The organism is Adhaeribacter soli, assembly GCF_008727925.1.
Lineage (GTDB): Bacteria > Bacteroidota > Bacteroidia > Cytophagales > Hymenobacteraceae > Adhaeribacter_A > Adhaeribacter_A soli.
In genome coordinates this window covers 161,028-183,611 of sequence record NZ_VTWT01000006.1, presented here as the reverse complement: position 1 = coordinate 183,611, position 22,584 = coordinate 161,028, and the positions used below count along the sequence as shown (strand labels likewise).

The 22,584-nt window shown below is 47.0% G+C and carries 19 protein-coding genes; 15 read left to right on the top strand and 4 right to left on the bottom strand.

The annotated features are described in order from the left end of the window. Nucleotides 1-94 precede the first annotated feature (94 nt). Complete coding sequence (dnaB, locus tag F0P94_RS12020) at nt 95-1,657, bottom strand: replicative DNA helicase (RefSeq protein ID WP_150904140.1); 1,563 nt, start codon at nt 1,655-1,657, stop codon at nt 95-97. A 273-nt stretch (nt 1,658-1,930) separates the two neighbouring features. Here dnaB and F0P94_RS12015 point away from each other — a divergent pair, with 273 nt between their 5' ends. The 3 genes from F0P94_RS12015 to F0P94_RS12005 all read left to right on the top strand — a co-directional run bounded on the left by F0P94_RS12015 (nt 1,931) and on the right by F0P94_RS12005 (nt 5,533). Then, nucleotides 1,931-3,304 carry a UDP-N-acetylmuramate--L-alanine ligase gene (locus F0P94_RS12015; RefSeq protein WP_150904139.1) on the top strand — a complete coding sequence of 458 codons (1,374 nt, stop codon included), beginning with the start codon at nt 1,931-1,933 and terminating at the stop codon, nt 3,302-3,304. Between the two features lie 272 nt (nt 3,305-3,576). Beyond that, nucleotides 3,577-4,389 (top strand): 3'-5' exonuclease, encoded by an 813-nt coding sequence (locus F0P94_RS12010; RefSeq protein ID WP_150904138.1) that lies wholly within the window; start codon nt 3,577-3,579, stop codon nt 4,387-4,389. 496 nt (nt 4,390-4,885) lie between these two features. Then, the gene (locus tag F0P94_RS12005) at nt 4,886-5,533 is read left to right on the top strand and encodes a hypothetical protein (protein ID WP_150904137.1); all 648 of its coding nucleotides are present in this window, start codon (nt 4,886-4,888) and stop codon (nt 5,531-5,533) included. A gap of 324 nt (nt 5,534-5,857) precedes the next feature. Here F0P94_RS12005 and F0P94_RS12000 read toward each other — a convergent pair whose 3' ends face one another. Next, on the bottom strand, nt 5,858-6,397 hold the full coding sequence (locus tag F0P94_RS12000; RefSeq protein WP_150904136.1) for a hypothetical protein: 540 nt from the start codon (nt 6,395-6,397) through the stop codon (nt 5,858-5,860). Between the two features lie 16 nt (nt 6,398-6,413). Beyond that, on the bottom strand, nt 6,414-7,208 hold the full coding sequence (locus tag F0P94_RS11995; protein ID WP_150904135.1) for a M48 family metallopeptidase: 795 nt from the start codon (nt 7,206-7,208) through the stop codon (nt 6,414-6,416). A gap of 278 nt (nt 7,209-7,486) precedes the next feature. On the opposite strand from F0P94_RS11995, the gene F0P94_RS11990 reads away from it, so the two are divergent. The 11 genes from F0P94_RS11990 to F0P94_RS11935 all read left to right on the top strand — a co-directional run bounded on the left by F0P94_RS11990 (nt 7,487) and on the right by F0P94_RS11935 (nt 20,215). Next, nucleotides 7,487-8,098: a fumarylacetoacetate hydrolase family protein gene (locus F0P94_RS11990; protein ID WP_150904134.1), complete on the top strand. Its 612-nt coding sequence runs from the start codon at nt 7,487-7,489 to the stop codon at nt 8,096-8,098. A gap of 267 nt (nt 8,099-8,365) precedes the next feature. Next, entirely contained in the window at nt 8,366-10,261 is a 1,896-nt protein-coding gene (locus F0P94_RS11985; RefSeq protein WP_225307196.1) for a M23 family metallopeptidase, read from the top strand. A 68-nt stretch (nt 10,262-10,329) separates the two neighbouring features. Beyond that, nucleotides 10,330-10,782 carry a thioredoxin-dependent thiol peroxidase gene (gene bcp / locus F0P94_RS11980; RefSeq protein WP_150904133.1) on the top strand — a complete coding sequence of 151 codons (453 nt, stop codon included), beginning with the start codon at nt 10,330-10,332 and terminating at the stop codon, nt 10,780-10,782. 575 nt (nt 10,783-11,357) lie between these two features. Then, nucleotides 11,358-12,212, top strand: coding sequence for a transketolase (locus tag F0P94_RS11975; RefSeq protein ID WP_150904132.1), 855 nt, complete (start codon nt 11,358-11,360; stop codon nt 12,210-12,212). 93 nt (nt 12,213-12,305) lie between these two features. Continuing rightward, nucleotides 12,306-13,697 carry a vWA domain-containing protein gene (locus F0P94_RS11970; RefSeq protein WP_150904131.1) on the top strand — a complete coding sequence of 464 codons (1,392 nt, stop codon included), beginning with the start codon at nt 12,306-12,308 and terminating at the stop codon, nt 13,695-13,697. A 340-nt stretch (nt 13,698-14,037) separates the two neighbouring features. Next, a complete protein-coding gene (locus tag F0P94_RS11965) occupies nt 14,038-14,994 on the top strand; it encodes a transketolase family protein (RefSeq protein WP_150904130.1) in 957 nt (318 codons plus the stop codon). Between the two features lie 319 nt (nt 14,995-15,313). After that, nucleotides 15,314-15,853, top strand: a complete 540-nt coding sequence (locus F0P94_RS11960; protein ID WP_150904129.1) for an RNA polymerase sigma factor — start codon at nt 15,314-15,316, stop codon at nt 15,851-15,853. 31 nt (nt 15,854-15,884) lie between these two features. Then, on the top strand, nt 15,885-16,310 hold the full coding sequence (locus F0P94_RS11955; RefSeq protein WP_150904128.1) for a hypothetical protein: 426 nt from the start codon (nt 15,885-15,887) through the stop codon (nt 16,308-16,310). A 7-nt stretch (nt 16,311-16,317) separates the two neighbouring features. Further along, complete coding sequence (locus F0P94_RS11950) at nt 16,318-16,776, top strand: condensation domain-containing protein (protein WP_150904127.1); 459 nt, start codon at nt 16,318-16,320, stop codon at nt 16,774-16,776. Between the two features lie 311 nt (nt 16,777-17,087). Beyond that, on the top strand, nt 17,088-18,278 hold the full coding sequence (locus tag F0P94_RS11940; RefSeq protein ID WP_150904125.1) for an aspartate aminotransferase family protein: 1,191 nt from the start codon (nt 17,088-17,090) through the stop codon (nt 18,276-18,278). Nucleotides 18,279-18,454: 176 nt separating this feature from the next. Further along, the gene (locus tag F0P94_RS11935) at nt 18,455-20,215 is read left to right on the top strand and encodes an SLC13 family permease (RefSeq protein WP_150904124.1); all 1,761 of its coding nucleotides are present in this window, start codon (nt 18,455-18,457) and stop codon (nt 20,213-20,215) included. A gap of 470 nt (nt 20,216-20,685) precedes the next feature. On the opposite strand, the gene F0P94_RS11930 is transcribed toward F0P94_RS11935, so the two are convergent. Further along, on the bottom strand, nt 20,686-21,114 hold the full coding sequence (locus F0P94_RS11930) for a tellurite resistance TerB family protein (protein WP_150904123.1): 429 nt from the start codon (nt 21,112-21,114) through the stop codon (nt 20,686-20,688). 288 nt (nt 21,115-21,402) lie between these two features. Here F0P94_RS11930 and pfkA point away from each other — a divergent pair, with 288 nt between their 5' ends. After that, nucleotides 21,403-22,374, top strand: coding sequence for a 6-phosphofructokinase (gene pfkA, locus F0P94_RS11925; protein ID WP_150904122.1), 972 nt, complete (start codon nt 21,403-21,405; stop codon nt 22,372-22,374). Nucleotides 22,375-22,584 lie beyond the last annotated feature (210 nt).

Here is a 22,584-nt window from a genome sequence, read left to right as displayed (position 1 = left end):
TGCAGACGTGATATTGTTTTGTTGTTGGGGATTGACGCAATGCTGTGGGAGACGCGATAAATCGCGTCTCTACACACACACATATCTAAATTAATTAGAACGGCGGTTCGTCGTCAAATCCGGAGCTTGGGAAACCGCCGCCGTCGTTCATTTTACTGCCTAAACGAATGGTGCCCGGCGTTTCATTTTCAAAATTGCTGCTGGATGAGAAACTGCCCGGGTTAAAATCCCCGCCACTGAAATCCCCGTCAAGGTCGGCAAATTTGGTGTACTTACCGATGAACTTCAGGATCACGTTTTCCAGGGAACCGTTCCGGTGCTTGGCAATAATTACTTCGCCGGTACCGGCCGTTGGGTTACCCATTTCGTCTTCCGTAATTTTGTAGTATTCCGGGCGATACAGGAACACTACCATGTCGGCATCCTGCTCAATAGAACCGGATTCACGTAAGTCGGAAAGCATTGGTTTCTTGTCGCCGCCGCGGGTTTCCACGGCACGGCTCAGCTGAGAAAGCGCAATTACCGGCACGCTCAATTCCTTGGCGATCATTTTCAGGGCCCGCGAAATGGAAGCAATTTCCTGTTCCCGGTTACCCGGGCCTTTCCCGTCAGTGGAGCCGGTCATCAGCTGCAGGTAGTCAATGATCACCATCTGAATGTCGTGGTGGGCTTTTAAGCGGCGGCATTTGGTCCGGAGTTCCCGGATCGAAAGACCTGGTGTATCGTCAATGTAAATAGGCGCTTCAGAAAGTTTGGCAATTTTGTGGTTCAGTTGGGCCCACTCGTATTCTTCCAGGTTTCCTTTTTTGATCTTCTCCGAATCCAGTTCCGCTTCCGCCGAAATAAGACGGTTAACGAGCTGCAGCGAGGACATCTCCAATGAGAAAATTGCTACTGGTTTTTTAAATTCTACTGCAGCGTTCCGCATAGCCGAAACTACGAAAGCGGTTTTACCCATACCCGGGCGAGCCGCCAGGATAATTAAGTCGGAAGGTTGCCAGCCGGAAGTTACTCTGTCTAAAGCGGTGAAGCCGGAAGGAACGCCGGTTAAGCCTTCTTTCTGGTTTTTCTTTACTTCCAGTTCTTTAATCGCTTTTACCATCAAGGAGCGCATGTCGTCGAAGTTCTTGCGGATGTTCGATTCGGAAACTTCAAAAAGCTGGGCTTCGGTTCTATCCAAAAGGTCGAAAACGTCGGTAGTATCTTCGTAGGCTTTGCTCAGCACTTCAGAGGAAATACCGATGAGTTCGCGCTTGATGGAATTTTCAGAAATGATACGGGCGTGAAACTCGATGTTCGCCGCCGAGTTTACGCGGGTAGTAAGCTGCGAAATGTAATACGGACCACCTACAAACTCCAGTTCGCCGCGCTCCCGCAATTCGGTTACTACCGTTAAAATATCGATCGGCTCCGATTTATCGAAGAGGCCGACAATGGCGGAGAAAATTTTCTGGTGCGCTTCCTTGTAAAAACTTTGAGGGCGAAGGATGTCAATAACCGTGGTAAGGGCGTCTTTTTCGAGCATGAGTGCGCCCAAAACGGCTTCCTCCAACTCCAGCGCCTGGGGCGGCAATTTCCCTACGCCTACCGGCACTACCGATTTCGCGTTCCAGGGTCCTTTCGGTTTCGATTGCGTCTTCACTTTACTTTCTTCCATAGCCTTTTCGTCCAAATTCAAACAAATCTACAGCAAAAACCGGCGAAATAATAAACAAGTTGTTCACAAAAAGTCCACTTTCCTGAAAGCCAGCAAATTAAAATCCATCGACTAAAGCAGATGGGAATGAATAGTTTTTCCGGTTAAAATCATACCATTTTTGCTATATTTGAGAAGCCAGGTTAGGAGTAGCTTTTTTTAAATTCAAAAATAAAACCGGGGATATGTGAAGAAGTTTATTTTCGTACTTTTGCTTTCCTACTTTGCTTTTTTATGCTTTCAAACGATTATAAACGCATTCATTTAATTGCCACCGGCGGCAGCATTATGCACAATCTGGCGTTGGCGCTGGCAGAAAAGGGCTTGCACGTTACCGGCTCCGACGATGAAATTTTTGAACCGGCCAAAGGCCGCCTGGCAGCCGCCGGTTTGCTTCCGGAAAAGGAAGGCTGGTTCCCGGAAAAAATCACTGCCGATCTGGATGCGGTAATTGTAGGGATGCATGCGCGGGCCGATAATCCGGAACTGCTGAAAGCTCAGGAGCTAGGGATCCCGGTATATTCGTTTCCGGAATTTATTTACGAGCAAAGCAAAAACAAACAGCGCATTGTAATTGGCGGCAGCCACGGCAAAACTTCCATTACCAGCATGATCATGCACGTGCTGCAATTCCACAACCGGAAGTTCGATTACGCGGTAGGCGCCCAGCTGGAAGGTTTCAGGAACATGGTGAAGCTGACGGAAGATGCGCCGATCATTATTATTGAAGGCGACGAATACCTCTCCTCTCCTATTCAGCGGGTACCGAAATTCCATTTATACCACCATCACATCGGGGTAATTTCCGGCATTTCATGGGACCATATAAACGTGTTTCCGGACGAGGAAATGTACCGCGAGCAGTTCCGCATTTTTGCCGACATGACCCCGAAAGCCGGCGTGATGATCTACAACCAGGACGACGAGCAGGTGGCCCACGTTTGCGTGCCGCGCAACGACGATGTGAAGTTTATCGGTTACACGGTGCACGAGCACAAGATCAAAAACGGCAAAACGTACCTGATCACGAAGAAAGATCCGGTGGAAATTCAGGTATTTGGCGAGCATAACCTCCGAAACATTAGTGCGGCGAAAGAGGTTTGTAAACTGATCGGCATTAAAGGGGCGGCCTTTTATGAGGCGCTGGCAACTTTTAAAGGCGCCGCCAAACGACTGGAAAAGCTGGGCGAAAACAGCAGTACCGTAATATACCGCGACTTTGCGCATGCGCCTTCCAAAGTGAAAGCCACTACGGAAGCCCTGAAAAAGCAATTCCCGGAAAGGACTTTGGTTGCTTGTCTGGAATTGCATACCTTCAGCAGCCTGAACAAAGCGTTTTTACCGCAATACGCCGGGGCCCTGAATGCAGCAGATGTACCGGTGGTGTATTTCAACCCGAAAACGGTGGAACATAAGCGGATGGAAATGCTGGATGACAACCAGATAAAAGCTGCTTTTAAAAACCAGGAAGTAAGGGTTTTTACTGACAGCAAGGCCTTACAGGAGTTTGTGGAAGAGCAGAACTGGAACCATAAAAACCTGCTTTTAATGAGTTCGGGGAATTACGATAATCTGGATTTTAAGCAGCTGGCGGAAAAGGTTTTGTAAACAACCACCCCCGGCCCCTCCTTATTAAGGAGGGGAGCTTTTTTTCTTGGAAGTCATTCCGAGCTACGTCGAGGAAACTTATCAAGCCATTATCAGATATGTGGTCCCATAAGTTCCCTCAGAGCGAAGCTCGCAAGTTTCGCGCTTCCTCGCACTCACTTGTGCTCGGGATGACCAACATTTTTAAAATTCACAACCTGACTTTTTGCCCGTTTTCAATACCATTTTTCCGAATAACTAATCACTATTCATTAATCACTAATCACTAAAAAATGAAGCTGAACCTGAGAAAGCCGATCGTATTTTTCGATTTAGAAACCACCGGTACCGATATTTGCAAGGACCGCATTGTGGAGATCAGTGTTTTGAAGGTGATGCCGGACGGGGAAGAAATTCTGAAGACGCGGAAAATAAATCCGACCATTCCTATTCCGCTGGAGTCGAGCATGATCCATAAGATCTATGACGACGATGTGAAGGATTGCCCGACGTTTGCAAAGGTGGCCAGAAACCTTCACGACTTTTTACAGGGCTGTGATCTGGGTGGTTATAATTTGCTGAAGTTCGATATTCCGTTACTGGCGGAAGAGTTTCTGCGTTGCGACATTGAATTCGATATCACCAACCGCGCCATTGTAGATGTGTGCCGCATTTTTCACCAGATGGAGCAGCGCACGCTTTCGGCTGCCTATAAATTTTACTGCGACAAGCACCTGACCGATGCGCACAGCGCCGAAGCAGATACGGTGGCCACCTACGAGATCCTGAAAGCCCAGATCCTCCGCTACGAAAATGTATCGATGGTGTCGGCGGATATGAAGGAGGTTTTCCCGGTGTGCAACGACATGCTGCAGCTTCATAAATTCACAGCTCAGAATACGGCCGACCTTTCCGGTAGAATTGTCTATAATAATGCAGGGCAGGAGGTTTTCAATTTCGGAAAGCATAAGAATGTGCCGGTGGAACAGGTACTGGCCAAAGAACCGAGTTATTACGACTGGATGATGAAAGGGGAATTTCCGCTTTATACTAAAAAGGTTCTCACGAAGATCAAGCTCCGCGGGGTTACGATGTTTAAAGCGTAGTTTCTTTGCCTTGAGTATGAAACAGTTAGCTTTGAGTACTTTTTTAGGCTGAAGCGGTACTGTTTTTTGAGGGCGGTCCTGTTCCAGTAATTTCGTTTTCTATTTTTTAGTATATTTTATCCGGTCATCTCGAACGGAGTGAGAGATCCCATCAGGTTGGTACTACCTTTTATTCTTCCCTTCTTCCTTATTCCGGAGATCTCTCCTGGCGTCGAGATGACCGACTATAGGCTGGAACTGCTAATGAATTCAGGGTTATTAACCTTTTAAGTAAAACGGATTTTTCTCTACACTATTCGCTTTGTCAGCAGATCTCTAAATATCTGAAAAATAATAGTTGCCCTGCCTTCCAGCAAACTTATCCGCGATTGCTTCGACACTCAGCTTGTATTCTCCTTGCGCTGTCAGGTTCGGAATCAGCATTTGGTAACTTTTCACCTTTTAATTAGTTTTCTAACCTGGAATTCTGAAAATGGAAATTGCACATTAAGGAACTATGAAAAAAGGTATTTGCTTCCCCGCGTTGTTGTTTATGGTTTTATTTGGCGGCTGCCGGCCGGAGCAGCCCATGAAAGAGAAGGAAGGTCTGAAAAGTCCGGCTACGGTGGTTTCTGCTGCGCAAGGCAGCGGCGCGGTTTCAGCTTCGGTACAAGCACCTGCTTCCGAAGGCAGCGATACGGAATCGGATTGCGTACGGGGACCAGCAGAACCTGTGGTAGATAAGAAGATTTTCCCAAATTCAACTTTCCGGTTAAATGAAGATAAAATTACCGGCACCGAAACGGTAAACCTACCCACCGGCGACCGCCTGCTTATCCGGAATGAAGGTTGCGAATCGTATGTGCTTACCTTTGAATTTGAAACTTCCCGGTTCAAGGGCGATACGGCCGATGCGTATTTATGGGCGGAAAACAGCGTAAAACTTATGAAGGAAGCTCAGAAAGGAATAAAATCGCCTATTGCTATTTCGGCCGGCACCAGAACGCTGGAAAACCTGCTTCAGAAAACTGTCCGGTTCGATTTTGGAGAAGAAGTACCGTTCGAGGAAGGCGAAATTCCTTCTGTGCTAACCCTGAATCGGGTGAAAAAACTTCCGAATAAAAAGTACCTGGTGAGCCTTACGTATTACACCGGTCCTTTGTAAGCATACTTGAATTCCGTTGGTAAATAATTTCAGGATATTGGCATCTGGATATTAGTATCAAGATCAAATATGTGAAAACGTATAATTCAGAAAATCTACACAATAATTCACCTTTAAAGTTATGCGGTTATTCTTATTCTGCAACTTCCTTAGAATTTTCTGCTGAAACATAAAGCTCCATGAATCAAAAAGCCTGGCGAAAATCGTCAGGCTTTTTGATCTGGACAAAATGGTATCCTTACTTTTTCTTTTGGCGTTTATCGGTGGTAACGGTTGCAGCCAGAATTACCAGCGCCGTTAAGATCAGTTTCTTCCACATAAAAATTAACGCATAAAAGTGTTGCTTTCTTCTACGGCGTACGTACACTCGGTGGTTGCATCGCGGCTCTGGCATTCAGCGCCCGTAATTACGTTTTTATCGTAAGTAAACATGCAGAAATCGCAGTCGTTGCTGGTAGAAATGTATTTGCGTGATTTGGAAGTAACGTACAGGCTGTTGTCTTCGGAGGCGTATAATTCCAAAGCCATCATCCGGAAATCGCCGTTTTTCTGCCCGATCCCGACTACATAGTAATAAGGTTTGTCTTTTTTAGTGGCCTGTACCCGCTTAATCATGGCAACATCTACCACGGTGCCGTCGCCGAATTCCTTGATAAAGGGTTGCAGCATTTTTTCCTGCGGCACTTCATAGGCCACGCTGTCGAAGATCATCTGGCCAAGTAGTATTCCCGCGGCAATCGGCTTTTTCTCGCCGCTCTCGCTTTGTTCCACCGGCATATTGGTTACTTCCGGAAAATTCCCTTCCCGTTGGCAGGCAAAACCTAATCCTGCCAGCAACACTGCCATTAATCCATATTTTTTCATGTTGTTCGGCTACCCTTTATCTTGGTTTGTAATATTTCATCGCTTCCGGCATCAGGCGGCGTAAATCCCGGATGCGGGTTTCGTCGGAAGGGTGCGTAGACAGGAATTCCGGAGGAGCCTGGCCGCCGCTTTTCGCTGCCATGCGTTCCCAGAACGGAATAGCCTGTTGCGGGTCGTAACCGGCCATCGCCATAAAGATCAGGCCTAATCGGTCTGCTTCCGATTCCTGGGTCCGGCCGTATTTCAGCAAGCCCAGTTGCGAACCTACCCCATAAGAGGTAAGGAAAATATTCCGGGTTTCGGCCGGACGGTTAGCCAAAGCTACATCCAGGGCCACGCCGCCTAATTGCTGCACCAATCCCTGGCTCATGCGCTCGTTCCCGTGCTTGGCAATGGCGTGGGCAATTTCGTGGCCCATTACTACTGCTAAACCGGTCTCGTTTTGGGTAAGCGGCAGGATTCCGGTGTAAATCACCACTTTACCACCGGGCATACACCAGGCATTCGGGGTTTTATCTTCTACCAGGTTAAATTCCCATTGAAAACCGGAAAGCTGGCTACTCAGGTTATTCTGGGCCATATACGTTTCCACGGCCTGCTGAATGCGCTGCCCTACCCTTTTTACCATGGCTGTGTTCGCAGCATCGGTAGAAAGGCGGTGCGTTTTCATGAAGTTATCGTATTCGGAAAAGCTCATGGAAAGCATTTGCGAATCAGGAACAATATCAAGCTGCTTGCGCCCGGTTACCGGAACGGTAGAACAACTCACGGCAACGAATAAGCCACAAGCCAGAAAAATTCTTTTCAACATAATTTTAAAACTTTAGTCGCTTAAATAAAAAATCATTTCCCACCCGGCTGAAAGTCAGGCAAGAACCTGTTTAAATTTCGTTTTAATAGCATAAAAAAAGAAGTTTAAACAGGCTCTCCTTCAGGTTTTCACCCTATACGCTTTCCGCTATATAAAATGTTTACGATAAACCTGAAATTCCGCTGCCGGGCAGGGTAATAATTACTACCAAAGACTTTGCCGAAACCCTGCCATTGTGCTGTTTTTGTTTTAATTTTGAAGGAAGAATACCGATCCTTATGAAAATACTCTGCATTGGCCGCAATTACGCCGAACATATAGCCGAACTAAAAAACGAAACGCCCGACGAACCGGTAATTTTCAGCAAGCCCGATACGGCTTTGCTCCGCCAGAATGCGCCTTTCTACTTTCCGGACTTTTCCCAGGACATTCACCATGAAATAGAACTCATCCTCCGGATCTCTAAAGAAGGCAAAAACATTCAGCCCAGGTTTGCCCAAAATTACTACGATGGCATTGGTTTAGGCGTGGATTTTACCGCCCGTGACCTGCAGGCCAAGGCCAAGGCCAAAGGATTGCCCTGGACGCTGGCCAAAGAGTTTAACGGTTCGGCCCCGGTTTCAGAATTCAAGCCCCTCTCCGACTTTCCGGACCAGAACGCTATCAATTTCAGCTTAAAAGTAAACGGACAGGTACGGCAACAGGGAAATTCCGGCATGATGCTGCACACGTTTGCCGACATTATTGCGTTCATTTCTAAATACATCACCCTGAAAAAAGGCGACATCATTTTTACCGGAACCCCCGCCGGCGTTGGCCCCGTACAAATCGGCGACCGTCTGGAAGGTTTCATTGAAGATGAAAAGATGCTCGATTTTGAAATAAAATAATGGGTTAATGTGCTGATGTGTTAATGTGCTAATGCTTAATTTGGTAAGGTGGTAATTTATTAATGCTGAATGAATTAAAGGAAAGAAAATTGGATTAGATTTCTGCATATGAAATTTACTTTCATTCTTCACTTGCCAATTTCAAAGTAAGCATCACCCTCTACTATTTATACATTTATGCATTTACAAATTAACACCTCAGCATCTTAGCACATTAAGAATTAGCACATTAACACAATTTTCACATTAGCATATTAAATCACTATTTTGAAGTTTTTTAAGTTTGGTTCTGCTTTTCTGGCGTTTTTTAGTACCGTTTTTGCTGCTTTTGCCCAGATTCCGGCCGATGTGCCGCTAGATTATTTCCTGTTCCCGATTAAGCCGGGGCAGCAGAACTTCCTTTCCGGCAGTATGGGCGAGATCCGGCCGAGCCACTTCCATGGCGGCATCGATATCAAGACCGATGGCGTGACCGGTTTGCCGGTTTATGCTTCGGCGGATGGGTATGTTTCCCGGTACAAATCCTCTTCTTTCGGCTACGGCAACGTTATTCATTTAACCCACCCGAACGGCCTGGTTACGGTATATGCCCACCTTGAAAAATTTGCCGCCCCCCTGGAAAGTTACATGTTGCGCAAACAATATGAAAACCAGACCTTTGAACTGGACCTGAAACCGGAAAAGGATATTTTCAAATTCAAGAAAGGCGATATTATCGGGTATTCCGGCAATACCGGCGGCTCCGGCGGCCCGCACCTGCACTTTGAGATCCGCGACGAAAAAGATAACCAATACAATGTGCTTAAATTCAAATTCCCGGAAATTCAGGACAAAACTGCCCCCGAAATTACCACGGTTGCCCTGAGGGCGCTTTCTATCGATGGCCGGGTAAACGACCAGTTCGGCCGCTTTGAGTTTACGCCGGTAAAGGTTGGCAATAACTATAAACTAAAAGACACGGTTTATGCGCACGGCGTGATCGGCCTGGAAGTACACGCCTTCGACCGTTTGGATAAATCGCTGAATAAGAACGGGGTGCAGATGGTGGAACTGGCTATTAACGGCAAGCCGATCTACCAGCATTACGTAGATTGTATTCCGCTGGAGAAAAGCCGGCAGGTTTCCTGGCACATTAATTACGCTGCGCTGAAACGCTCCGGAAAATCGTTCGAAAAGTGCTACCTGGACGATGGCAACGACCTGCCCCTTTACAATGCTGTGCAAAAAGGAAGGTTCATTATAAAGCCGAACGGCACGTACGAAGTGGCCCTTACCCTGAAAGATTCCTACAACAATGCCTCGGTGTTGCGCTTTACCATTGCAGGCAGAAAACCGGCTTTTCAGCAGATCGCTTTTCCGAAACCTAAAAAACCGCAAATCGATTACGAACTATCCGAAAACATCCTGAAGATCACGGCCGCCGATACGGCGAAACATGTGCGCAACGTAGAAATGTTTGTGGGCCGGCTGAAGTATAATTTACTGCCAAGTTATTCCACGGCTGCCGGTACCACTTATTTATATGATGTGCGCGCCGGCTTCCCGGATTCGCTCGTTTTTTGTGGGGTTTCCCTGAAACCGGGCTTTAAACAATTGGTGCCTTCCGGCCAGGAAATGAGTTATACCGATAATAATGTGGCCCTGGTGTTCAACAAGAATTCCCTTTACGATACGCTTTACCTGAAAACCGCGGTTGATAAAGACATTTTTACGGTAAACGATTTGTACACGCCGCTCTTCCAACCCATTAAAATTACCCTGAAACCGACTACCATGCCGGCCGATCCGAGTAAAGCTTCCGTCTACTCGCTGGGCTACGGCAAAAGCCGGATCTTTGAAGGCGGAAAATGGGATGGCAATACCATTACGGCCACCACCAAAAACCTGGGTAAATTCCGGATCCTGTCCGACACTTCCGCCCCAACCGTTAAACTGCTGACCAAAAACAAAGATGTAATTTCGTTCCGGGTGCGCGACGACCTTTCCGGCATTGCCTCTTACCGCCTGGAAGTGAACGGTAAATTCGTGCTGCTGAAATACGAACATAAAAAAGCGCTTTTATGGTCTGAAAAACTGGATAAAAAAGTACCTTTGTCGGGCGAAGTGGTTTTGCGGGTGAAGGATAACGTGGGGAACGAAGCCGTTTACAAAACGAAGATCTAGTTCATTTGAAAATTTGAAGATTTGAAAATCAGAAAATGATTTTCAAATCTTCAGAAAAGAAAAAAATAATGGCCTTACAACCTGGTGATATTGCCCCGGATTTTACCTCGAAAGATCAGAACGGAAACGAAATAAAGCTGAGCGATTTCCGGGGAAAGAAAGTAGTGCTTTACTTTTACCCGAAAGACGATACCCCCGGCTGCACCGCCCAGGCCTGCAGCCTCCGCGACAATTACGAGGCACTCCTGAACCAGGGCTACGTGGTTTTAGGCGTAAGCGTAGACGACGAGAAAAAGCACCGGAAGTTTATCGAGAAATACGACCTCCCCTTCCCGCTGCTGGCCGACACGGACCACAGCGTAGTGGAAGCGTACGACGTGTGGCAGGAAAAAAGCATGTACGGCCGCAAATACATGGGCACCATGCGCTACACCTTTATAATAGACGAAAACGGCAAAATAGAAGAGATCATCACGAAGGTGGATACGAAAAAACACGCCGCCCAGATTTTGAAAAGCTAACCTAAGAAGTTGAACTGTGAGAACCGCGGTTCAACTTTTTGGCTTTATAGGTTTTGGTATCGAGTATCAAGTATCAGGTAGCAGGACTTTTAGGATGAAAAGGAAAGCGATTAAATTTTAGGATCATAGAGACGCAATGCGTTGCGTCTTTTAAATCGTCCGAGGCAGTTGTTGGTGTTTTCAACAATAAACATGCAGCATAAAAATGAGTTGTTGGTGAAAACACCAACAATGGCGAAAAGCAAATGTGGACAGCTTTTAAGATTATACTAATTGTTTTTTTCGTCTGGATTTTTAATTATCCAGGCGCTTTTATTGTGTATGCTTTTAGTGACAAAACAAGAAGCTATAAACAAATATTAAAGGAAGATAAAAATCAAAATGCTTCAATCGGATTTATAATTCTGTTTGGCTTTTGTTTATTACTAATTACTGTTATGGAGATGTTCTTCCCAGATTTTGATTGGTATTTTTACCTTATGACCTAAAAAGCAAAAGGTCATGACAAACAATTACCTTTGAACTATTATATTTCTGAAAATACTAATCATTAAACATTAATCATTCAAAAATAAATGAACCCTTTTAACAAGAACACGGACGAACTGATGCAGATGGCTTCGCAGGTACGCCGCGACATTTTGCGGATGGTACACGCGGTAAACTCCGGTCACCCGGGCGGCTCGCTGGGCTGCACCGAATACCTGGTAGCCCTTTACTTTAAAGTGCTGGACCACAACCCGGACTTCGACATGGATGGCAAAAACGAAGATCTTTTCTTTCTTTCGAACGGCCACATTTCCCCGGTTTGGTATAGCGTATTGGCGCGTTCCGGTTACTTCGATGTAAAAGAACTGGCTACGTTCCGCAAGCTGAACTCCCGCTTACAAGGCCACCCGGCAACCCACGAACATTTACCGGGCATTCGTATCGCTTCCGGTTCTTTGGGTCAAGGCTTATCGGCGGCAACCGGTGCAGCACAGGCTAAAAAACTGAACAACGACGACAAGCTGGTTTATGTGCTGATGGGCGACGGCGAAATTGAAGAAGGCCAGGTTTGGGAAGCTGCCATGTATGCGCACCACCACAAAGTAGATAATTTAATTGCCACCATCGACGTGAACGGTCAGCAGATCGACGGCCCGACGGATGCGGTAATGAGCTTGGGCAATATCCGGGCAAAATGGGAAGCTTTCGGCTGGAAAGTGCTGGAAACTCAGGGCAATAATTTCGACGAATTGCTGCCAACCCTGGAAGAAGCGAAAAGCCTGACCGGAAAAGGCCAGCCGATCATGATCCTGATGCACACCGAAATGGGCTACGGCATCGACTTTATGATGGGATCGCACAAGTGGCACGGCGTAGCGCCGAACGATGCTCAGTTGCAGCAGGCTTTATTGCAGGCCGCTGAAACCGCCGGCGATTACTAATTCCGTCATGCAGCGCCTTCGGCACAATTAAAAATGGTATCGGAACGTAAGTAAAAACCGTTAGGTATTTATTCCGGAAATTAAATTACGTTTATGCGAAATCCCCTAAAACTACTTCTGGTCCTTTTCTTTCTCACCTGTTCTTGGGCTTACGGTCAGGGCAAAATGCCCGCGCCCAAACCCAAGAAAACCCGCATCCTGTTCCTGCTCGACGGTTCGGGCAGCATGAATGCCAAATGGGAAAACAGCGTGCGGATGACGGTGGCCAAAGAGTTGCTTACAAAAATGGTGGATTCGCTGAAAACGCATAAGAATCTGGAAATGGCCCTACGGGTTTACGGGCACCAGTTTCCGAACCGCGAAAATAATTGTACCGACAGCAAGCTGGAAGTAGGTTTTGCCCCCGGAAATTCAGAACAGATCAAGAAACGGATCAAAGCGATTTCCGCCAAAGGCAACACCCCTATCACCTACTCGCTGGAGCAAAGCGCCAAGGATTTTCCCGCCGACCCGAATGCTCGGAACGTGATCATCATCATTACCGACGGGCTGGAAAGCTGCAAAGGCGATCCGTGTAAAGCTTCGTTAGCCTTACAGAAAAAACGGATCTTTTTGCGGCCTTTCGTGATTGGGATCGGGGCAACCGAGGAGTTTCAGAAACAGTTCGAATGTGTGGGCCAATACTACAATGCTGCCGACATTAAAACCTTCGAAAATGTACTGGACGACGTGGTAACCAACGCCTTGAGCACCACTACGGTAAGCGTAGAACTGAAAGACGAACAAGGCAAACCGGTTGAAACGAACGTGAACATGACCTTCATAAACCGGCTTACCGGCGAACCTGAATACAACTACGTGCACTACCTCGACGCCAACGGCAAAACCGACATCCTGGATATCGACGCGTTATTGGACTATGACCTGGTGATCAATACGATTCCGGCCATAGTAGAGAAAAACCTGAAGATAAAAGCGGGTAAGCACAATGTTTTCTCGGTTACCGCGCCGCAGGGTTATCTGAATTTCCGGCAGGAAGCCCCTACGGCTTACGGCACGGTTACGGCCATAATCCGGAAGAACGGATCGCCCCAGACCCTGGCTTGGACTACGTATGGCACCACCCAGAAACTGCTGGCAGGCAAATACGATATTGAGCTTCTAACCCTGCCGCGCTACTATTTAAACGATGTAGTAGTGAAGCAAGGCGAAACCAAGATTGTAACCTACCCGATGCCCGGTTTGCTGAACATAACTTCTGAACTCCAGGGCTACGGTAGTATTTACACGATAGACGGCGAAGGCAGCCAGAAATGGATCTACAACCTGCCGGAAAGCAACAGCAAAGTAAACCTGCCGCTGCTGCCCGGAAAATATCGTCTGGTGTACCGCGCCAAAAGCGCCCGTGCCAGCAAGTTTACTGAAACGAAGGATTTCACCATAACCAGTGGCAAAACCACTACCGTGAAGTTATTTGGACAGTGATTCTGGTAGCAGGTAGCAAGACACAAGTAGCAGGACTTTTTTCCTGAATTTTAAATAAGTAAGAACAAAAAAGATACGATGCGGAAGTTGAAAGGTATTCGATAAAAGTCCCCCTTTGGAGGGGGTTGGGGGAGGATATTTCACGTTTCCCGGTCATCCCGACGTCAGGAGGGATCTCATCCAGTTGGTAGTAGCTATTATTCTGGCTTGTTCTATTCAATATGAGATTTCTCCTTACGTCGAAATGACAGATAAGAAAATCCTCCCCCTCCCCCCTCCAAAGGGGGACTGCCCCCAGAACCTTTTCTTTTTCCTGCATTCAAAACATTAAATCATAAAAATGAAAGATTTTCCTTACACCGAATCGAAAGATACCCGTTCCGGATTTGGCGCGGGCTTACTGGAACTGGGTCGCACCAACCCCAACGTAGTTGGTTTGTGTGCCGACTTAACCGGTTCCCTGAAGATGGATGCGTTCCAGAAAGAGTTTCCGGAGCGCTTTTTCCAGGTAGGTATTGCCGAAGCCAACATGATCGGCCTGGCTGCCGGTATGACCATTGGCGGTAAAATTCCGTTCACGGGTACCTTTGCCAACTTCTCTACCGGCCGCGTGTACGACCAGATCCGTCAGAGTGTGGCCTATTCCGGCAAAAACGTGAAGATCTGTGCATCACACGCGGGCTTGACTTTAGGCGAAGATGGTGCCACGCACCAGATCCTGGAAGATGTGGGCATGATGAAAATGCTGCCGCACATGACCGTGATCAACCCTTGCGATTTCAACCAGACCAAAGCCGCTACCATGGCCATAGCCGAGTACGAAGGTCCGGTTTATTTGCGTTTTGGCCGTCCGGTAGTGCCTAACTTCACTCCTGCCGATCAGAAATTCGAAATTGGCAAAGCGGTAATGTTGAACGAAGGCAAAGACGTTTCGATCTTCGCGACTGGCCACCTGGTTTGGAAAGCAATTTTAGCCGGCAAGTTATTAGCAGAACAGGGCATCGATGCGGAAATAATAAATATCCACACGATTAAACCTTTGGACGAAGAAGCCATCTTAAAGAGCGTAAGCAAAACACGTTGCGTAGTTTCTGCCGAAGAGCACCAGCTCAACGGCGGTTTAGGCGACAGCATTGCCCAGCTTTTAGCCCGCAAAATGCCGCTTCCGCTGGAAATGGTAGGCGTAAACGACAGCTTCGGCGAAAGCGGTACGCCAGACCAGCTGATGGAAAAATACGGCCTGACCGAAAACGCTATCGTAGAAGCCGTAAAAGCGGTAATGGCGCGGAAACAGTAATGATTAATGGATAATGATTAAAGAATAATTATTACTGTTAGTTTTTAAAAAGGCTGTTGCTTACAAGCGGCAGCCTTTTTTTATGTAAGACGGTACGGTTTTGGGATGAAAGGCTGCCTAACAGGAATGTTTTATCTGGTGATGGAACCCACCCCTAACCCCTCCGAGGAGGGGAATTGGAATGCGTATTGATCAAATAAAATAGAACTCACTTTAGTTGAAATTTATCTGATAATTCCCCTCCTCGGAGGGGCTAGGGGTGGGTAAAAAAGCAAAGAAAAAACCCGAACAAGGAACATCGAATAACAAACAACGACCTTTGGAAGACAAAGAGATACTTGAAAAATTCTCGAAAGAAGAAAGCCGCAACATGGCTTTCAACCAGCTCGTGCGCAAGTATCAGCAGAAGGTTTACTGGCACATCCGCAAAATGGTGATCGATCACGAAGATGCCGACGACCTGACCCAGGAAACGTTCATTAAAGTCTGGAAACACCTGGAAAACTTCCGGCAGGATGCCCAGCTTTATACCTGGCTTTACCGCATTGCCACCAACGAATGCCTGAACTTCCTGAAAAGCAAAAAACGTAAATTCTTCCTGCCTATTAACGATGTATCGGCGGAACTGACGGCTAAAATTGACCAATCAGATTTAATTAGCGGCGAGGAAATTCAGCTGAAACTACAGAAGGCTCTGCTCAAACTTCCGGATAAGCAACGCCTGGTATTCAACATGAAATATTACGACGATCTGAAGTACGAAGAAATTTCGGAAATTCTGGGAACGAGCGTAGGCGCATTAAAAGCTTCGTACCACCTGGCCGTAAAAAAGATTGAAGAATACGTTACGAAGGATTAAACCTTTGCCAACATAATACCTCTAAGTAAATATGAAACCGAATTTTAACCTGGAAGACCTGAAGCGGGAGAACGTTTACAACGTGCCGGAGAACTACTTCGACAGGTTGCCGAACCGCATCATGCAGCGCGTTAGCGCTAGCTCCCCGGAAACTTCCGAAGCAAAAAGCTGGCTGCCCGCTCCGTTACGCCTGGCCTTGGCCGGTTCCGGGTTTGCTGCCGCTTTTGCTACCGTTTTTATGCTGAACCAGCCTCCTGAATTTCCTCAGGTCGATCTTCTGGCCAGTGTTCCGCAAACCGAAATCGTTAATTATCTGCTGGCATCGGAACAGCTGGACCGGTCCGATCTAACTTCCCTGAACATCGCTGACCAGAACCTGACCGCTGAATTTATTAATGCCAATGATACCGAAATACAAAGGGAACTGGAAGACGAACCGATCGAAAATCTTTATTAATAAACCGATGAAAACCTTACGAATTTATACCTTATTTTTTGCGCTAATTTCACTAGCTTTTTCTGCCCAGGCGCAAGGCAGACGCGGCGGCCAACGCGGCGAAAAAATCGATGCAGCCCGCACAGCCTTCCTCACCGATAAAATGAAGCTGACTCCGGAACAGGCGCAAAAATTCTGGCCGCTTTACAACGAATTCGACGCCAAACGTAAGGAATTACGCCAAAAAGGCCGGCCGTTCAAAGGGCAGAACCTGGAAACGCTGAGCGATGCCCAGATAAAAGACCAGATGACCCTGATGTTCGATAACCGCCAGAAAGAACTGAACCTGGACAAGGAATACGCCGATAAATTTCAGAAAGTAATTTCCGTCCGCCAACTGGCAGCCATGTACAAAGGCGAACGCGAATTCACCAAAGCGCTGCTGCAGAAACTAAACGAAAGCAAAGTAGGGCCTGCTGAAGATTAATTCGTTTTTTCGTTGTTCGTTGTTCGTTGTTCGTTGTTCGTTGTTCGTTGTTCGTTGTTCGAATTTTAAAACCGGAAGCTTTGCAGCTTCCGGTTTTTGTTTTTACAAATATCTTAAGTCGTAAGTCTCTGATCAGGAAAAATACGGTATTAGAATGCCGAAGCATTTGATTTGTAGCGTAGGGTTTAAACCCTACGCTACAAATCAAATGCTTCAGGTATTTACCTTAACTTTGCATGTGATTAGCCAATGATTATCCATTAATCATTAAATACTAATCACTATTCACAAATCATTAATAACTAAAAGTCATGCTTACCTCCCGCCAGCTTTTCCTGAAACACCAGGCCCAGACGTCCGATTTTCCGCTGATGCTCGAAATAGAGAAGGCTGAAGGCGTGTACATGTATGGGGCTAACGGCGAAAAGTACCTGGATCTGATCTCGGGCATTGGCGTAAGCAACGTGGGCCACCGGCACCCGCACGTATTAAAAGGCATTCAGCAACAGCTCGACAAATACATGCACTTAATGGTTTACGGCGAATTCGTGCAGGCCCCGCAAGTAAAACTCGCCGAAGCGATCAGTAAAACGCTGCCGGAAAATTTAAGCATTTCCTATTTTGTAAATTCGGGTTCCGAAGCGGTAGAAGGCGCCATGAAACTGGCTAAAAAATACACCGGCCGCACGGAACTCATTTCCTGCTACAATGCCTACCACGGGTCCACCCAGGGCTCCTGGTCGTTGACGGGTTCCGAAGATTTTAAACGCGCTTACCGGCCATTGTTGCCGGATGTAAACCATATCTGGTACAACAATTTCGAGGAACTGGAACGCATTACTGAACGCACCGCCGCCGTCTTCATTGAAACGGTGCAAGGCGAAGCCGGTCTTAGAGTTGCGGAAAATAACTGGCTCAAAGCCGTGCGCGAACGTTGCAACCAAACCGGCACCTTGCTGGTGCTCGACGAAATTCAGTGCGGTTTCGGCCGGACGGGTACTTTCTGGGCGTTCGAGCAATTTGACGTAGTGCCGGATATTTTGCTGTGTGCCAAAGGCATGGGCGGCGGCATGCCGATTGGGGCGTTCATTTCTTCCGAAGAAATTATGGGCGTTTTCCGGAACAACCCGATCCTGGGACACATGACTACTTTTGGCGGTCACCCGGTAAGCTGTGCCGCTTCGCTGGCTACGCTGGAAGTTATTCAACAGGAAAATTTATTAGCCGGCGTTCCTAAAAAAGCTGAACTGTTTAAAACCAGATTGAAACACCCGGCCATCAAAGAGATCCGGAATTGCGGGTTAATGATGGCCGCCGAAATGGAAAGTTTTGAGATTCTGAAACCGGTAATCGATCAGGCCATTTTAGACGGCGTACTTACTGACTGGTTCCTGTTCTGTGACAATTCCATGCGTATTGCCCCTCCCCTCACCATTTCCGAAGCCGAAATTGAAAACGCTTGCGACATCATTCTGAAGGCAATGGATAAGGTTTTAAAGTAGGCCGCGGACCATTTCGTATTCCATTCGATATAACAGCCTGAAGAAAATATAGCGTTTTTAAATTATTCTGGAATTATTGCTTAACCCTTTTGCTAAAATGGAGTAAAAACGGCTTATCCGGCTAAACAAGGATTCAAACCCGAACCGCTTGTTTCCGGTCCAACCTCGCTCCCTGTATGGAAATTGCAATAGTTCTTACACTCCTTTTCATTGCCATTGTTTTATTTGCAACGGAGAAGATCTCCGTTGATGTGGTAACGCTCATTGTGCTGATTGCGCTTACCGTAACCCGCATCATTACGCCCCAAGAAGCTTTTGCCGGCTTTAGCAGCGACTTTATCATTATTATTGCCTGTGTGTTTGTGCTGGGCGCAGCCCTGGAAGATACCGGTATTCTCGACTTTGTGATTGGAAAACTGGTAAGGCTGGCCAGCAAAGGAAGCAACCTGCTGCTGTTTGTGGTAATGGTGGTTGCCGGTGGAATTTCCAGCTTTATGAACAATACCACCGTTACGGCCATTTTCGTAACGCCCCTGGTAGGAGTTTCGCGGCGACTTAAAATAAGCTCTTCCAAGCTGCTCATGCCCATGGCCTATGCCTCTATTGTAGGCGGAACCTGCACGCTTATCGGGACTTCTACCAACTTGGCTGTGAGCGGCTTCCTGGTGAAATCAGGCATGCCGGCCGTAGGCTTTTTCGAAATAACGACCGTTGGTATAGTGCTGTTTGGGGTAAGCCTGGTTTACATGATGACGATCGGTAAAAAAATGCTGCCGGCCCGAAGCAAGGTAAGTCCCCTGACCGAAGAATATGACATTCAGAAATACATTACCGAGATCCTGATCATGCCGGATTCGCCTTTGGTGGGCGAAACAGTTTTTACTTCGGTGCTGGCCAGACCGCCCTTCCGCGCCCTCAACATAATCCGGGGTACTCAGAACTTCCTGCCCGATTACCGCACGCACCTCCGCGAAAATGATATTGTGCTGGTAGAAGGCCGCCTCGATGACCTGATCCGGATAAAGGAAGCAAAAGGTTTGGAAATTATGGCCGATGTGGTGGTGGAATCGGATATTGAAACCAAAGACATTCGCCTGGCCGAATTGCTGGTTACCGTTAAATCGCCGCTAATAAACCAGACCGTACGGGAAGCGGATTTTATCCGAAGGTATGGGTTGGCCGTGCTGGCTATTTCCCGCCAGGGCGAAACGTTGCGTTCCAAACTGAACCAGGTGGTTTTACAATTAGGCGATGTGCTTTTAGTGCAGGGCAACGCCGACCGGCTGGCAGACCTGAGAGGTGCCCAGCATTTTGCCATTCTCGATGAATTTCAACCCCTGCTCTTCAAAAAACGAAAAGGCCTGATTACCCTTGGTTGTTTCCTGGCGGCTATTTTACTGGGATCCCTGGAGCTTATTCCCCTATCGGTAAGTTTTCTGGGGGCTACGGTGCTGGCGGTTTTGTTTAAATGCATTACCACCGAAAGAGCTTACCAGGCCATAGAATGGCGACTGCTTATATTGATCGGTGGGATGACTGCCTTCGGGGCCGCCATGAATAATTCGGGGGCGGCTCAGTTTCTGGCCAATGGAATAGTTGATTTTCTGGAACCAGCCGGTATTATTAGCATACTCGCCGGGTTTGTGATCCTTACCGTGCTGTTAACCCAGCCCATGTCGAATGCGGCAGCGGCGTTGGTAATTTTACCGGTAGCTCTCGAAACGGCCAATGCTCTGAACGTAAACCCCCGTACGTTTGCCATTGCCATTATGCTTTCCGCTTCGGTTTCTCTCATTACCCCTTTCGAACCGGCCTGTATTCTGGTATACGGGCCGGGTAAGTATAAATTCAGCGATTTTATCCGGGTTGGTTCCGGACTAACGTTGCTGCTGGTAGCTATTATCCTGGTAATGGTTCCGATTATCTGGCCCTTATAGCCGGTTAAAACGGTAGCTTTTAAATATAAAAAGCCGGTAAGTGCCGGCTTTTTCGTTATCTGGAAGAAAGAGCTTTACCCTTCTAAATTGATCTTGCTGGAAAAATGTTTGTATTCCCGTCATTCCGACGTCAGGAGGAATCACATCAGATTGGTAGAAGTTTTGAACTTTGGCTTCCCTAAAAGCATGTCGCAAGTTCAGGCGAAGCCGCAACTTGTGACTTTCCTTTTTATAGCCAGTTTGTAAAGGCGGAAGCAACTGATCAAATATTTCACAATTTCATAGCAGTCATAATGTTTGCCTTGCAGGCAAGGTCTTTACAAACTGACCAATAAATTATCCACAAGTTTCGCTTCGCTAAACTTGCGCGATGACTAATCAGTTAAACGCCAATAATGTTCTTGCTTCCCCTTCCGTAAAGGAAAAAGAGCAAAAGCATATGGCCACAATTCTTGCTAAAAAATTCGGGTTTAATATTCCAGAAAGGCTTGGGCTTCTTTTTTGATGTGCGCGCGGGAATGGCCGTCTTTTACGCCCATGGAAATTTTCCGTACCAGCACGCCCACTATGGCTTTTCTGAAACCAAGTTTGGCGGCCATATCGATGCAGAAATCCATTTCGTTATCGTCCACAATGCCATCGGCCAGCATCATTTCCACCAGGTCGTAGATCTGCTCGAAACGTTCGGAGTCGTTGGTAGGCAATTCCAGTTTAATCGATCCGGTATTTGCCAGCAGGGAACGCACTTCCTCCGGTTTCAGGCCATTCTTCTTCCCGATCGTGATTATATAGTTCATCTCGGCGGTATCTATGTGGCCATCTACTTTCGCAAGTGCCCCAAGGTTCATCAAATGGCTCTTCAGCTTTTTGGTTTGTTCGCTTTCAAATAAGTTAAACATATTATCCGTCCGTTATGGTTAAAAAACTTTACTCTATATTGCAATGCAGAAGCCTGTTCCTTAAAATTATTTTTTTATTAAGATAATGAAAATCAGCTAAAGAAACAGGAACAGGCCGAAAAATTTAAGAAACGGGTTTTTAATGCCTTCCTTAAATATATATGATTCCATATACGTTAAAAGGAAATATTTGTACCATTGTTTTAAAGAAATTTTCGGCAGAAAACCTGAATTTTCCGTTGGAATGAAAAACTAAACCCGCATACCCTATCAGCTCAACCTAATTCTATGAAAAGAATTGCAGTTTTTACCTCAGGCGGCGATGCGCCGGGAATGAATGCCTGCATCCGGGCTGTGGTCCGGTCTGCCATTTACCATGGCGTGGAAGTTTACGGCATCCGCCGCGGTTTCAACGGCATGATTAAAGGTGAATTTATTAAAATGGATTCCTCTTCGGTTAGCAACACCATTCAGAAAGGCGGCACTATTTTAAAATCAGCCCGCTCGAAAGAATTCATGACCCCGGAAGGCCGCCAGAAAGCCTTTGAGCAACTCCAGAAGCACGGAATCGAAGGCTTGGTGGCGATTGGCGGCAACGGTACTTTTGCCGGCGCCAATACTTTTTATCAGGAACATGGCATTCCCTGCATCGGCGCCCCCGGGACTATCGACAACGACCTGTACGGCACCGATTTCACCATTGGCTACGATACGGCTGTAAATACCGCTTTAGATGCCATCGACAAGATCCGGGACACAGCTGACAGCCATGAACGGGTTTTCTTTGTGGAAGTAATGGGCCGCGACTCAGGTTATATTGCCATGCCTTGCGCCATTGGCGGCGGCGCCGAAATTGTGATGATCCCCGAAACCCATACGCCCATCGATATGGTGATTGATACCTTGCAAAACGGCTGGAAAAGGTCCAAAACTTCTTTTATAATTATTGTGGCCGAAGGCGACGAAGAAGGTCATGCCCCCGATATTGCGGCCAAGGTGCAGGCGTCTATTCCGGAAATGGATGCGCGGGTTACCATTCTGGGCCACGTGCAGCGCGGCGGCTCCCCTACCGCTGCCGACCGCATGCTGGCCAGCGAGATCGGCATCGGGGCAGTAGAAGGTTTGCTCAACGGAAAGAAAAACGTGATGGCCGGAATCGTAAATTCCAAACTGGTTTACACGCCTTTCCTCGATACCATCACCAAACGCAAACTCATTAACCCGCGCTACAACCGTATGGTAGAGATCCTGAGCGTTTGATAAATTTGAGATTTGAAGATTTGAAGATTTGGAAATTTGAAGATTTGGAGATTTTATAAGATATAGCGCAAGCGTCCGCTTGTGCTTTCTAATAGCAGACCAGGTAATGATGCAAGCACAAGCGGACGCTTGCGCTATATTTAAAACTGTAAGCTAAATCAGATCCGGTAATTTTAAAAAACGGTAGGTTTTCAACTGAAGAACCTACCG

What these genes read in the sequence shown, in the direction of transcription:
- dnaB (WP_150904140.1), bottom strand. Translation starts at nt 1,657, where the DNA reads ATGGAAGAAAGTAAAGTGAAGACGCAATCGAAACCGAAAGGACCCTGG.
- F0P94_RS12015 (WP_150904139.1), top strand. Translation starts at nt 1,931, where the DNA reads ATGCTTTCAAACGATTATAAACGCATTCATTTAATTGCCACCGGCGGC.
- F0P94_RS12010 (WP_150904138.1), top strand. Translation starts at nt 3,577, where the DNA reads ATGAAGCTGAACCTGAGAAAGCCGATCGTATTTTTCGATTTAGAAACC.
- F0P94_RS12005 (WP_150904137.1), top strand. Translation starts at nt 4,886, where the DNA reads ATGAAAAAAGGTATTTGCTTCCCCGCGTTGTTGTTTATGGTTTTATTT.
- F0P94_RS12000 (WP_150904136.1), bottom strand. Translation starts at nt 6,397, where the DNA reads ATGAAAAAATATGGATTAATGGCAGTGTTGCTGGCAGGATTAGGTTTT.
- F0P94_RS11995 (WP_150904135.1), bottom strand. Translation starts at nt 7,208, where the DNA reads ATGTTGAAAAGAATTTTTCTGGCTTGTGGCTTATTCGTTGCCGTGAGT.
- F0P94_RS11990 (WP_150904134.1), top strand. Translation starts at nt 7,487, where the DNA reads ATGAAAATACTCTGCATTGGCCGCAATTACGCCGAACATATAGCCGAA.
- bcp (WP_150904133.1), top strand. Translation starts at nt 10,330, where the DNA reads ATGGCCTTACAACCTGGTGATATTGCCCCGGATTTTACCTCGAAAGAT.
- F0P94_RS11975 (WP_150904132.1), top strand. Translation starts at nt 11,358, where the DNA reads ATGAACCCTTTTAACAAGAACACGGACGAACTGATGCAGATGGCTTCG.
- F0P94_RS11970 (WP_150904131.1), top strand. Translation starts at nt 12,306, where the DNA reads ATGCGAAATCCCCTAAAACTACTTCTGGTCCTTTTCTTTCTCACCTGT.
- F0P94_RS11965 (WP_150904130.1), top strand. Translation starts at nt 14,038, where the DNA reads ATGAAAGATTTTCCTTACACCGAATCGAAAGATACCCGTTCCGGATTT.
- F0P94_RS11955 (WP_150904128.1), top strand. Translation starts at nt 15,885, where the DNA reads ATGAAACCGAATTTTAACCTGGAAGACCTGAAGCGGGAGAACGTTTAC.
- F0P94_RS11950 (WP_150904127.1), top strand. Translation starts at nt 16,318, where the DNA reads ATGAAAACCTTACGAATTTATACCTTATTTTTTGCGCTAATTTCACTA.
- F0P94_RS11940 (WP_150904125.1), top strand. Translation starts at nt 17,088, where the DNA reads ATGCTTACCTCCCGCCAGCTTTTCCTGAAACACCAGGCCCAGACGTCC.
- F0P94_RS11935 (WP_150904124.1), top strand. Translation starts at nt 18,455, where the DNA reads ATGGAAATTGCAATAGTTCTTACACTCCTTTTCATTGCCATTGTTTTA.
- F0P94_RS11930 (WP_150904123.1), bottom strand. Translation starts at nt 21,114, where the DNA reads ATGTTTAACTTATTTGAAAGCGAACAAACCAAAAAGCTGAAGAGCCAT.
- pfkA (WP_150904122.1), top strand. Translation starts at nt 21,403, where the DNA reads ATGAAAAGAATTGCAGTTTTTACCTCAGGCGGCGATGCGCCGGGAATG.